Below are 11,968 nucleotides of genomic sequence, written 5' to 3' on the forward strand. Positions count from 1 at the left end.
TCGCGCTACTTCTTCGCGACGGTCACTTTCGCGCCGTCCTTCAGCTTCGCGCCCGGCGCGAGCACGACCGTGTCGCCGGGCTTCACGCCGCGGATCGCGACGAGCTCGCCGATCCGCATGCCCGTCGTCACGGCCGCCGCGCGCGCGGTGTCGTCCTTCACGACGAACACGACCGGCCGGCCGTCGCGCTCGACGACCGCACTTGCCAGGACGGCCGTCACGGGTTGCCGGTCCTGCGGCGACACGGGCTTCGACAGGAACGCGATCTTCGCGCTCATGTCGGGCAGCACGCGATCGTCGCGGTCGACGAAGCGCACCTTCACGAGCACGGTGGCCTTCGAGCGGTCGACGGTCGGCACGATGCGCGACACGCGGCCCGCGAAGCGCATGTCGGGCAGCGCGTCGAGCTGGATCTCGCACGGCTGCTCGGCGCGGATCTTCGCGATGTTCGATTCGGCGACGTCGGCCTCGACCTCGAGCGTGTCCATGTCGGCGATCGTCACGACCGCGCCCTTGCTGTCCGACGCGGACGAGAACGGCGTGATGTTGTCGCCGACGTTCGCGTGCTTCGCGAGCACGATGCCGTCGAACGGTGCGCGGATCACCGTCTGGTCGACGGCGACCTGCGCGGCCTGTGCGTTGGCTTCGGCCGACGCGATCGCGGCCTCGCCGCTGCTGAGCGACGCGCGCGCCTTGTTCACGCGGGCCGTGTCGGTGTCGAGCTGCGCGGCCGGCACGGCGCCCCGCGGCGCGAGCGCGGAGGTGCGGCGCAACGCGATCCCGGCGTCCTTCAGCTCGGCCTGCTCGACGCCGAGGTTCGCGCGGGCGACCTTCACCTGCGCGAGCGCCTGCGCCAGCGACGCTTCGACGTCGCGGCTTTCGAGGCGCGCGATGATCTCGTCCTTCTTCACGCGCGTGCCTTCGAGCACGCCGAGCCATTCGACACGCCCCTGGCCCTTCGACGCGACCGCGGCCTTGCGCTGCGGCACGACGTAGCCGGTCGCATTGAGTTGCGTGTCGTTCTGATACGGGTAGGCGGACGTGACGGACGTCGTTTCGACGGTCGGCCGGCCGGTGAGCGCAAGGCCGGCGACGATCGCGACGATGACGATCGCGGCGGCGACTGCATAGCGGACCCACCGGCGCCGGCGTGGCGCCGGTGCGATCGGACGCCGGTCGATTTTCAGTTTGTCCAGATTGTGATCGGGCAATTTGAGCGCCTCGCGACGGCGGCGGTCTGGCGACCGGCCGCGATCCGGTTTCCCGGGAAAGGGACGGATGGACGCCAGTATAGCGTTGCCCCGGCGGCGCGCGAGCGGGTTTGTGGGGCCAGGGTGACGGCCGCCGGACCCGCTCGCCGGCGCGCGAAGAAGCATCCTTCCCCGGGGAAACCCGAGGGACGCAAGCAACGTGTCAACTTGCCGCGAAGGCGGTGCGTTATGGAACCAGTGCGTCAGTATTTGTCGCGGCGGAACGGCGAAAGCCGGTCTCCCGGCCTGGCGCTCCGATGCGAATGCCTCGCATCTTTACATACCGGTTCGTTTGATTTTTTCTCCGCTAAAGGAAGAACAATGAAGAAGACGCTCGCTTCGATCATGACCGCAGCATTCGCTCTCGCATCGGTTTCGGCATTCGCACAGGAGTCGGCATCGGCTCCGGCAGGCGCGATGGCACCCGCTTCCGCACCGATGAAGAAGGATCACAGCAAGCCGAAGCACGCGCTGAAGCAACACGGTTCGGCGAAGGGCAAGGCGAAGGCTGCTGCCGCATCGGCCGCCGGCACGAACGACTCGGGCGCAGCAAACTAAGCGCTTCGCCCGGGGCCGGCACGGCCGGCCGCTCGTCGCGAGACCCCGCATGTTTCGGCATGCGGGGTTTTGTTTTTTTAGGCGTCGCGTTCGCCGGGCGGCGGCGGCGTGCGCATCGCGTCGACCACCGTGCGCATGCGCCGCCAGTGCGAGCCTTCCCAGAACACGCGCCGGCACACGTCGCACGCGGCGAAGCGCCGGTGCCGCTGCCGGACGCCGGCCGGCACGCGCGGCGCGGCGGCGGCCGCGTCGAGCGGATGCAGCGGCGCATTGCAGCGCAGGCACAGCCGGAACGGCCGCATGTGCGGCGCGAGATCGAGCCGCTCGAACAGTTCGCGCAACTGGTCGGCCGGCTGCAGCGCGTGCAGGTAGCAGCCGCGCACGACTGCGCGCCGCTTGAGCAGCTCACGGTCGCGGGTCAGCACGATCCGGCCCTCGCGGCCGGCGAGCGCCGCGATCTCGTCGTCGCGGTAGTGGTTGTCGTAGCAGGTGTCGAAGCCCGCGAGGCGCAACAGTTGTGCGAGGCCGCCGAGATGCGCGTCGGCCGCGAAGCGCCATTGCGCCGGTGGTAGCGTGGTTGCGCCGTTCGCCGCCGGCTGCGCGCGTTCCGGAAAGGCTTCGACGCGGTCGCCGTCGTCGAGCGGCCGGTCGAGCACGGCCGGCGCGTCGTTGACGCGAAGCCGGCCGATTTCGGTATGCGGGACGCCGAGCGCCTCGATCGCGTGCTTCACCGTCGCATCGCGTGCGCATGCGTGCCCGAACGCGCGATCGCGTTGCGCGCGCGGGAGAAAGGCGTTCAGTTCGTCGTGGAAGCGGAAGGTTGCGGTCGACATCTGACCAGTATCGCACCGCGCGAGGCCGGCGGCGGGTGCTGCAGACGGCCGGCATCTGTGTTTAACTCGCGGCTTCACGGAGCGAAGGAGCGCGCAATGGATCTCGGGTTTATCGGGCTGGGCGAAATGGGGCAGGCGATCGCGACGAACCTGCTGAAGGCGGGGCACACGGTGCGGGTCTGGAACCGGTCGCGCGAGCGCGCCGAGCCGCTCGCGGCATTCGGCGCGCAGATCGTCGACACGCCGGCCGACGCGTTTCGCGGCGATGCCGTGTTCTCGATGCTCGGCGACGACGCGGCCGCGCGCGCCGTGTTCGACGACGCGCTGCTGGCGCAGGCGCCGCGGGGGCTGATCCACGTGAACATGGCGACGGTGTCGGTCGCGCTCGCCGAATCGCTCGCGCACGCGCACGCGTCGCGCGGCCTCGACTATGTCGCCGCGCCGGTGATGGGGCGGCCCGACGTTGCGGCCGCCGCACGCCTGACGATCATGGCGGGCGGCCCGGCCGAAGCGATCGATCGCGTGCAGCCGCTGTTCGACGCGATCGGCCAGAAGACCTGGCGGTTCGGTTCGCTGCCGCAGCACGCGAACGTCGCGAAGATCGCCGCGAACTTTACGCTCGCGTCGGCGATCGAGACGCTCGGCGAGGCGTCCGCGCTGCTGGGCGCGCACGGCGTCGCGATGCGCGACTTCCTCGACGTGATCACGAACAGCGTGTTTCCGGGGCCCGTGTACGAAGGCTACGGCGGGATGATCGCCGAGCGGCACTACGAGCCCGCGCGCTTCAAGGCGCGCCTCGGGCTGAAGGACGTCCGGCTCGCGCTGGAGGCCGGCGACGCCGCGTCGGTGCCGCTGCCGGTGGCGAGCGTCGTGCGCGACAGCTTGCTCGACGCGCTCGCGCATGGCGGCGGCGACCAGGACTTCGCGGTGCTCGGCGAAGTCGCGTTGCGCCGCGCGGGCCGCTGACGCGCGACAGAAGCGCGGCGCTCACGGCATAATCGGCAGTTGGTTTTCCCTACATTCAGGCAGAGGCAGTCATGAATTTGCATACGTGGTGGCTTTTCGTGGCGACGGTGTTCGTCGTGTCGGCGATTCCGGGCCCGAACATGCTGCTCGTGATGACGCACGGCGCGCGGCACGGGCTGCGGCGCTCGTCGTCGACGATGGCCGGCTGCCTGACCGCGCTGGTACTGATGCTGTCGGTGTCGGCGGCGGGCCTCGGCGCGGTCCTCGAGGCATGGCCGGCGATGTTCAACACGCTGCGCTTCGCGGGCGCGGCCTATCTGGTCTACCTCGGCGTGAAGGCGTGGCGCGCGCGCGTCGACGACGAACTGCCGGGCGCGGACGTCGAAACCGTCTCGCGCCAGGCTGCACCGGCGTCGCGCTGGGTGCTGTTCCGCAACGGCTTCCTGGTCGCGGGCAGCAACCCGAAGGCGATCCTGTTCGCGGCCGCGCTGCTGCCGCAGTTCATCAACGCCGCCGAGCCGACGCTGCCGCAGTTCGGCATCCTCGTCGTCACGTTCGCGGTGATCGAGGTGAGCTGGTATCTCGTCTACGCGTCGTTCGGCACGCGCATCGGCGCGACGCTGAAGAGCCAGAGCGTCGCGAAGGTGTTCAACCGGCTGACGGGCGGGCTGTTCGTCGGCTTCGGCGCGATGATGGCGCTGGTCCGTCACTGATTTCGGGTTGACGCCGGCGCGCCGAACGCCCCGCGCCTCGCAAGAGGGCGGGGCGTTCGTCTTTTCGCGTCCGCTTCACGCACGCGGGCGAGTCAACGCCGCCGCGCCGGTCCGGCGTCCGGCCGAGAGCCCGAAGACGGCAGCCGCGCCGGCGAACGCGAACCCGACGACGCACACCGCGCTCCATCCGCCCCATGCCCACGCGCTGCCCGCGAGCACCGCGCCGAGCGCGCCGCCGACGAAGAACAGCCCGACGAACAGCCCGTTCAGGCGCCCGCGCGCGGCCGGGTTCAGCAGGTTGATCGCGCGGCGGCCAATCGTCTGGTCGACGATGACACCCGCGTCGAGCAGCGCTGCGCCGCCGGCGAGCAGCGCAAGCGCGAGGCCGCGATGCGCGTGCGCGTCGAAGCCGAACCAGCCGGCGCCCGCGATCCCGAGCACGACGAGCGCCGCGAGCATCGTGCCGTGCGCGATCCGCTGCGCGGCCGGGCCGTGGCCGCGGTCGCCGGCGCGGCCGGCGAGCGGCGTGACGATCGCGCCGCTTGCACCGGCGAACGCGAACAGCGCGATCCCGTGCAGGTCGAGCCCGAACGGCGGCTGCGCGAGCCGCAGCCCGACGGCGGTCCAGAACGCGCTGAACGCGGCCATCGCGAGCGCGGCCGACAGCGCATGCCGGCGCAGCACCGGCTCGTCGGCGAGCAGGCGGCCCATCGACGCGAGCAGCGCGCGGTAGCCGGCCGTGATCGACGGCGTGCGCGACGGCAGGCGCAGCGCGAGCACGACGGCGATTGCGGCGTTCGCGAGCGCGGCCAGCGCGTAGAACGCGCGCCAGCCGGCCGAGCCCGCGATCAGGCTCGCGAGCGGCCGCGACAGCAGGATGCCGAGCATCAGCCCGCTCATCACGTTGCCGACCGCGCGGCCGCGCTGCGCGTCGGGCGCCATCGACGCGGCCATCGGCACCAGCATCTGGATCACGCTCGACGCGGCGCCGGCGGCCAGTGTCGCCAGCAGGAACACGGCGCCCGACCGCGTGAACGCGGGCAGCGCGAGCGCGGCCGTGCACGCGACGAGCGTCGCGACGATCAGGCGGCGGTTCTCGAGCAGGTCGACGAGCGGCACGAGCAGCACGAGCCCGGCCGCGTAGCCGAGCTGCGGCAGCATCGCAACGAGGCCGGCGAGGCCGGGCGGCAGATGCAGGTCGGCGCTGATCGGGCCCGTCAGCGGTTGCGCGGCGAACAGGTCCATCACGATCACGCCGACCGTCGCGGCGAAGAACAGCGTCATGCCCGCGCTCAGCGCGGGCGGCGCGCCGACGGGCGTGTGAACGGCGGCGGGGCAACGGTTGGCAGGACAGTTCATCGGAAGCCTGGAGTGGGGGTCGAAGGAACTCCCATCGTAGGCAGTCGATGTTTATGCCACAATTGAAATATGTCTAACATGATTATGCGAGATTGTTTTGAATACGCGTGATCTCCTGGCGTTCGTCGCGGTGGTCGACAGCGGGTCGATGGTCGCCGCGGCCGCGAAACTCCACCTGACGCAGCCGGGCCTGACGCGGCGCGTGCAGAACCTCGAAGCGCTGCTCGGCGTGCCGCTGCTCGAACGGCAAAGCAAGCCGCTGAAGCCGACCGCCGCCGGGCGCGACGTGTACGCGCTCGCGCGCAACGTGCTGGGCGCGGTCGACGAACTGATGGCGGCGGGCGCGCCGGACAGCGAGCCGTCGGGCGAGCTGCGCATCGGCGTCCCGCCGTTCCTGTCCGAGCTGGCGCTCGAGCGGCCGATCGACCGGCTGCGCGACGCGTTCCCGCGCCTCACGCTGCGCGTGACGGCCGGCTGGTCGCCGGCGCTGATGCAGGGCATCGAGCGCGGCACGCTCGACGTCGCCGCCGTGATGGTGCCGGCGAGCGCGGTGCTGCCCGACGCGTTTACGGCGACCCTGCTCGCCACGCAGCCGACGGTGCTCGTCGCTGCGCGCGACTTTCCGCTGCCGGACGGTCCGCTGTCGCTCGACACGCTGTCGGCTTATCCGTGGGTGCTGAGCCAGGACGGCTGCGGGATGCGTTCGGCGCTGAGCCGCGCGCTCGGCGCGGCGGGGCTGCCGTTCGACGTCGCGGTCGAGGCGTTCGGCTCGGAACTGCAACTGTCGCTCGTCGCGCGCGGCGCGGGCATCGGCATCGCGCCGCCGGACGCGCTGGCGCGCAGCGCGCATCGCGATGCGCTGAGGGTGGTGGAAACGGCGGGGCTGGAGACGCGGATCAACGTCTGGATCGTGCACGGCGCGCTGCCGGGCCGCCTGGTGCGGCCCGTCGCGCTGCTGCGCGACGCGCTGGGCGAGGTACTCGACCGGGAGAACGGGAAGGGGTCAGATGTAGTGAAGGCGATCTAGAGTGCGCATTCGAGGGAAAATCCTTATTTTCTCTACGGAAATGTTGCATTGCGGAAACCGATTCGCTATAGTTGCACCTGTCTCCTCCATGTCTCCTCTGATATGGATTCAGCCCGCCTCTTAGGCGGGCTTTTTTTTGCCTGCGATTTTGCCGCGGCTTTCCATTCGTCGTCCGTCGCCGGGGTCAGAACTTGTACGTCATCCCGACGTAGCTGATGAGCGGGTCGGCCTTCAGGTCCGATTTCGACTCGGCGAGCACCGAGCCGTCGGCCGCCTTGATCGTCACCGTCGACGTCGTCTTCAGCGGGATGTACGTCACCGACGCGATCAGCCCGAAATGCTCGGTCATGTTGTACTGCAGGCCCGCGTTGAACACCGGCTGCCATGACGACGACGCCTTCGCCTCCACCGATGTCGTACCCGGCTTGCCCGCGCCCGCCGCGAGAATCGCGCCGAGGTTTTCCTGCGTCTGCTTGATGAAGTTCGTGTTGAGCTGCAGGTCGCTGAACCAGTTGTACGACACGCCGAGGCCGACGAACGGCCGGAACTTCGCGGTCGCCTGCCCGAAGTAGTACTGCAGCAGCACGGCCGGGCTCCACTGCCGCACGCTCTTCACGATCGGGTTGACCGACGCCAGCCCGATGTTTTGCGTGCCGAGCGCGCCGGCAGGGCCGGGCGGCTTGATCGTGCCCTGGCCCGACACCTTGAACACCGGCGGCACGCCCGCCACCGACGTGACCGCGATGTGGTCGGTCAGGAAGTGGCTGATGGTCAGGCCGACGGTGTCGGCGCCGTTCGTGCGCAGCCCGGTGCCCGGCGACGTGAACGACGGCGGCAGCCGCAGCGGCGTGTTGATCGGCGTCGGCGCGACGTTGGTCGTCATTGGCGTGCTGCTCTGCTGCGGCATCACGTGGAACCAGCCCAGCGTGACGACGTTGCTGCCGGCGCTCTGCGCGTGCGCCGCGAGCGGCGCCAGGGCGGCGACGCCCGCCGCCGCGCAGAGAAGTGTTTTCTTCATCACGGCATTCCCCTCCGCTTACTGGACGAACGCGCCGATCGTGAAATACGGCGTCGATCCCGCGTTATCGAGGAAACCGAACACGCCACCCGTGAAGATGAACTTGCCGGTCGGCGACGTGCTGCCCGAACCCGTGTGGATCGTCGTGACCACGCCCGGCACCTTCTGCGTGTAGTCGAGATCGAGCGCGGTCGCGAGCGAGGCCTGCGACGGCTGGAACGGATCGAGCAGCGTGGCCTGGTTGTTGATCAGCGCGGTGGTCCGGTAATTGAACTGGCTGTCGACGCCGACGTACTCGCCGTTCTGCGAACCGGCCGCGATGGCCGTCTGCGGCGCGAGGATCGAGATGCTCGATTCGTCGTCGGCGGTGAGGCCTGGCACGCCGTTGCTGTCGGGCGTCGGGTTCGGGTTGGCGACGCCCGTGCGCACGAGGATCGGCACGAGCTGGTTGCGCAGCTTGCCGACGATCATGAAGCCCTTGCCCTGCGGCGTCGCCGACAGTGTCGGCTTCAACTGGCTCTGGTAGTTGTTCGACTGGAACGCGCCGCTGCCGTCGGCGGACTGCGCGAAGTTCGTGCCCTGCTGCGTGCACGCGCCGCCGGCGAACTGGCCGGTCGTGTCGCACTTGGTCCACGAGCCGTCCGCGTTGATCGTCACCTTCGCGTCGATCGATGCGGGCGCGAAGTTCTGCGACGGCACTTCGCCGAAGCCGACATGGCTGTACGTGCCCGCGACCTTCGTGATGTCGGTTTCGATCGACGAGAAGCCGATGAACGGGTAGTACGGGAATTTCGTATCGGGCACCGCGGCCTGGCCGAGCACGCCACCGAACTGGATTTCCTTGCCGGGAATCGTGCCGCCCGCGACGCCTTCGCCGACGAAGATCCGCGCCGGACGCGACGCGTCGAGGCTCGCGCCGTTCAGGCGGAACGCGCACTGGTTCAGCTTGTTGGTCGGCAGCAGCGTTTCCTGCGTGAGCGTGCCGCTGTCGACGGTGCCCGCGCGGGTCGGCGTGACGGTGCCGGTCGTGCGCGGCACGGCCGATTCGACATACGTGACCTGCCAGGTCATCTTGGTCGTGTCGAGCTGGACCTTGGCGAGTTCGCCGCTGCCCGCGCCGCCCGTAAACACGGTGCTGTAGTCGAGCGACGCAGGACAGAGCCGGTCTTCGACGAGCGGGGGCGGAGTGTCGTCGCCACCGCCGCCGCAGGCGGAAAGAAGGGGGGCGGCAAGGGCCGCCGCCAGAATGAGGTTGCGCTTCATGTTGCTCCTCCAGATTTGTCTTGTGCGGCGGCCAGCTCCCTGTCGGCCGCTTCTGTTGCTTGTGCTCGTCCTGCCTGCGCCGTGCCGTTCGCGCGTCCGTCACGCGGCGGCGGGCTGGCCGCCGCCGCGTCTCCGATCGCTACTTGCTGATCTGCGCACCCACGCCGAAGTACGGTGTCGACGACGTGGTCGAATTCGCCGACGTCGACGTGACGCCGCCGTTCACCGTGCCCTGGATGAGCGCCGCGTACAGCCCTCCCGTCGCGATCACCACGCCCGACGCGGACGGGTAGGTCGCGCCGCCGGGCGGCGTCGTCTTCGCGTTCAGCAGGCCCGGCGTCGCCTGGCCGTAGTCGAGCGTGAAGCCGTCTTCCTCGGCCTGCGTGGTCGGGTTGATGAACGACGCGTTGCTGCCGCGAATCAGTGCAGCCGTGTACTTGAAGTTCGAGTCCGCGCCCGCGTAGCCGCCGTCGATCGCGCCCGACGTGACCGCCGTCGCCGCGCCGAGCACCGCGATGCCCGATTCGTCGTCGACCTGCGCGTCGGTGTGCAGCGGCGGCGTGCCGAGGTTCACGTTGCCCGTGCGCACGATCACCGGCACGGTCGCACCGTTGAGCTGGCCGATCACCATGTGCGCGGTCGCCGACTTGCCGGTCGCGCCGACGATCGGCAGTTGCGTCTGCGGCAGCGTCTGCGGTGCCTTCGTGCTGTCGAAATAGCCGCCGTTCGCGGTGTTCGCCGTCCACGGATTGCCGGTCGTCTGGCAGCCGCCCGAGCCGGTCGACGTGCATGCGCCGTTCGCGTCGAACGTCTCGCTCGAGTTCGAGCCCTTCGTCGCGTAGTTGCCCGACGGCACGAGGTGATAGATCAGCGCGTTGTACGTGCCCGGCAGCTTCGACAGATCGGTCGTCGTGTTCGAGAAACCGAGGAACGGATAGAAGTCGAAGTGGCGGTTCGGCACCTGGCCGACGTTCTGCACGAGGCCCGGGATGATCGTCAGCCCGTCGTACTGGATCGTCGCACCCGGAATGCCGCCGCCCGCGACGCCCATGCCGACCAGCAGCATCGGCGGGTTCGCCTGGTTGAAGTCGGCTGCCGTCGAGTAAGTCGCGCCGCCCGGCGCGGTGCCCGCGCCCGGCGTGAGGATGAACGCGCAGCGCGTCTGCTCGGCGGTCGGCAGCGTGCCGGTCGGCGGATGGATGACCTTGCCGGCGATCGTCGTGCCGGCGCGGCTTGGCGTCACCGTGCCGGTCGCGAGCGGAATCGGCGACTCGAGCCACTTGAGCGTGTACGTCATCGCGACCGCGTCGATGTTGACGCTGACGATCTCGCCGCTACCGGCGCCGCCGAGATACGTGCTCTTCACGATGTCGGCATTGGCCGGGCACAGCGAACCGTTGACGGGCTGCGAAGGCGGCGGCCCTTGCGTGCCGCAGCTCGATCCGGAACATTGGGGCGCATTGATCGGCGCGGGCGCGCCGGAATCCCCCCCACCACATGCAACCAGGAAAGGGGTAATGGCAAAGGCCGTTGCCACCCCCTTCGATAAGGCGTGCGACATACCGCTGTCTCCAATCGTTTAATTGTGCGAGCTAATGTCGCCGCCTTGATTTTTGCTGTCAATTGATGAACCCGTCTAAAAAAGGCGATTGAAACGATTGTCGTGTTTTGAATCCTTGTCCAACACGGCATTCGGTAAGAATTAAAACGGGCGAAGGGCTGACGAAAGCTGTCGGAGTGGGGGATGTGCCACGCTCGCCAGGCTGTCGAAGAGCCTTCGCGCGTATAACGGCAGCGTTTAAAGCGGCGGTATCCGGTTTATCCCTATTCGGGATTGACTGGATAAAGAACTGGGAGATTAATTCGCAGGTAATCGCGCAACGGAAAGCTTGTAAATATTTGTAAATGCGCGAACCGGGTTTTATATATTGCCTGATACGGGTAAATAAAAAGCCGGCCAGCGGCCGGCTTTGCATCGCATGCGACGATGATCAGCGTGTGAGGCCCGCGTCCTCGGCTGCGCCGATGCTGAGGTTCATGCACTGGATCGCGGCGCCCGACGCGCCCTTGCCGAGGTTGTCGAGCCGCGCGACCGTGACGAAGCGCTCTTCGTTGCCGAACACGAACAGGTCGACGCGGTTCGTGTCGTTGTTCGCCTGCACGTCGAAGAAGCCGCTGTCGAGGTTCGCGTCCGCGTTGAACGGCGCGACGCGCACGAACGCTTCGTCCGCGTAGTACTCGGCGAACACGCGCTGCACGTCCTGCGGCGTGGCGCGCTTCGCGAGCTGGTCGGGCGAGAAGTAGGTCGTCACCGCCAGGCCCTTCAGGAACGGGCCGACGATCGGCGTGAAGATCGGCGGGTTCGCGAGGCCCGTGTGCGCGGCCATTTCCGGCAGGTGCTTGTGCGCGAGGCCGAGCGCATACGGGCGCGGGCTCGCGAGCTTGCCGCCCGGCGCGGCGCTCTCGTAGTCGGCGATCATCGACTTGCCGCCGCCGCTGTAGCCGGTGATCGAGTAGCTGTGCGCGGCGAAGGTCGGCGCGACGATGCCCGCGTCGACGAGCGGACGCATCGCGAGCACGAAGGCCGATGCGTGGCAGCCCGGCACCGCGATGCGCTTCGACGTGCGAATCTTCTCGCGCTGCGCGCGGGTCAGTTCGGGCAGGCCGTAGGCCCAGTCGGCGCTGGTGCGGAACGCGGTGCTCGCGTCGATCAGCGTCGTGTTCGGGTTCTCGACGAGCGAGGCCGATTCGCGCGAGGCGACGTCCGGCAGGCACAGGAACGTGACGTCCGACGCGTTGATCAGGCGGCGGCGCTCGTCGACGTCCTTGCGCTTCGCATCATCGATGCGCAGGATCTCGATGTCGTTGCGTGCCGACAGGTATTCGAAGATCTTGAGGCCGGTCGTGCCTTCCTGGCCGTCGACAAAAACTTTGGTGCTCATTTCGCTCTCACTGAATGAAACGGGGGCCCGCGCCCTGAA

The 11,968-nt window shown here is 68.9% G+C and carries 11 protein-coding genes; 4 read left to right on the forward strand and 7 right to left on the reverse strand.

The window, feature by feature from the left end:
- Nucleotides 1–5 precede the first annotated feature (5 nt).
- Nucleotides 6–1,211, reverse strand: a complete 1,206-nt coding sequence (locus CUJ89_RS01265) for an efflux RND transporter periplasmic adaptor subunit (RefSeq protein WP_114175635.1) — start codon at nt 1,209–1,211, stop codon at nt 6–8.
- Between the two features lie 360 nt (nt 1,212–1,571).
- Here CUJ89_RS01265 and CUJ89_RS01270 point away from each other — a divergent pair, with 360 nt between their 5' ends.
- On the forward strand, nt 1,572–1,808 hold the full coding sequence (locus tag CUJ89_RS01270; RefSeq protein WP_114175636.1) for a hypothetical protein: 237 nt from the start codon (nt 1,572–1,574) through the stop codon (nt 1,806–1,808).
- Nucleotides 1,809–1,885: 77 nt separating this feature from the next.
- Here the strand turns inward: CUJ89_RS01270 and CUJ89_RS01275 are convergent, their stop codons facing one another.
- On the reverse strand, nt 1,886–2,641 hold the full coding sequence (locus CUJ89_RS01275; RefSeq protein ID WP_114175637.1) for a Mut7-C RNAse domain-containing protein: 756 nt from the start codon (nt 2,639–2,641) through the stop codon (nt 1,886–1,888).
- Nucleotides 2,642–2,737: 96 nt separating this feature from the next.
- Between CUJ89_RS01275 and CUJ89_RS01280 the strand changes: the two genes are divergently transcribed.
- Both CUJ89_RS01280 and CUJ89_RS01285 read left to right on the forward strand, forming a co-directional pair.
- Complete coding sequence (locus CUJ89_RS01280; protein ID WP_114175639.1) at nt 2,738–3,607, forward strand: NAD(P)-dependent oxidoreductase; 870 nt, start codon at nt 2,738–2,740, stop codon at nt 3,605–3,607.
- Nucleotides 3,608–3,678: 71 nt separating this feature from the next.
- Nucleotides 3,679–4,320 carry a LysE family translocator gene (locus CUJ89_RS01285; RefSeq protein WP_114175640.1) on the forward strand — a complete coding sequence of 214 codons (642 nt, stop codon included), beginning with the start codon at nt 3,679–3,681 and terminating at the stop codon, nt 4,318–4,320.
- 75 nt (nt 4,321–4,395) lie between these two features.
- Here CUJ89_RS01285 and CUJ89_RS01290 read toward each other — a convergent pair whose 3' ends face one another.
- Nucleotides 4,396–5,679, reverse strand: coding sequence for an MFS transporter (locus CUJ89_RS01290; protein ID WP_114175641.1), 1,284 nt, complete (start codon nt 5,677–5,679; stop codon nt 4,396–4,398).
- 97 nt (nt 5,680–5,776) lie between these two features.
- Between CUJ89_RS01290 and CUJ89_RS01295 the strand changes: the two genes are divergently transcribed.
- A complete protein-coding gene (locus tag CUJ89_RS01295) occupies nt 5,777–6,706 on the forward strand; it encodes a LysR family transcriptional regulator (protein ID WP_114175642.1) in 930 nt (309 codons plus the stop codon).
- 184 nt (nt 6,707–6,890) lie between these two features.
- Here CUJ89_RS01295 and CUJ89_RS01300 read toward each other — a convergent pair whose 3' ends face one another.
- From CUJ89_RS01300 to argC, 4 genes are all read right to left on the reverse strand, one after another.
- Nucleotides 6,891–7,724, reverse strand: coding sequence for an OmpW/AlkL family protein (locus tag CUJ89_RS01300; protein WP_114175644.1), 834 nt, complete (start codon nt 7,722–7,724; stop codon nt 6,891–6,893).
- 18 nt (nt 7,725–7,742) lie between these two features.
- On the reverse strand, nt 7,743–8,987 hold the full coding sequence (locus CUJ89_RS01305) for a DUF2957 domain-containing protein (protein ID WP_114175645.1): 1,245 nt from the start codon (nt 8,985–8,987) through the stop codon (nt 7,743–7,745).
- Nucleotides 8,988–9,126: 139 nt separating this feature from the next.
- Nucleotides 9,127–10,548: a DUF2957 domain-containing protein gene (locus CUJ89_RS01310; protein WP_114175646.1), complete on the reverse strand. Its 1,422-nt coding sequence runs from the start codon at nt 10,546–10,548 to the stop codon at nt 9,127–9,129.
- Nucleotides 10,549–10,978: 430 nt separating this feature from the next.
- Nucleotides 10,979–11,929: an N-acetyl-gamma-glutamyl-phosphate reductase gene (gene argC, locus CUJ89_RS01315; RefSeq protein WP_114175647.1), complete on the reverse strand. Its 951-nt coding sequence runs from the start codon at nt 11,927–11,929 to the stop codon at nt 10,979–10,981.
- Nucleotides 11,930–11,968: the final 39 nt, after the last annotated feature.

Origin of the sequence: Burkholderia pyrrocinia (assembly GCF_003330765.1) — a bacterium.
Classification (GTDB): Bacteria; Pseudomonadota; Gammaproteobacteria; order Burkholderiales; family Burkholderiaceae; genus Burkholderia; species Burkholderia pyrrocinia_B.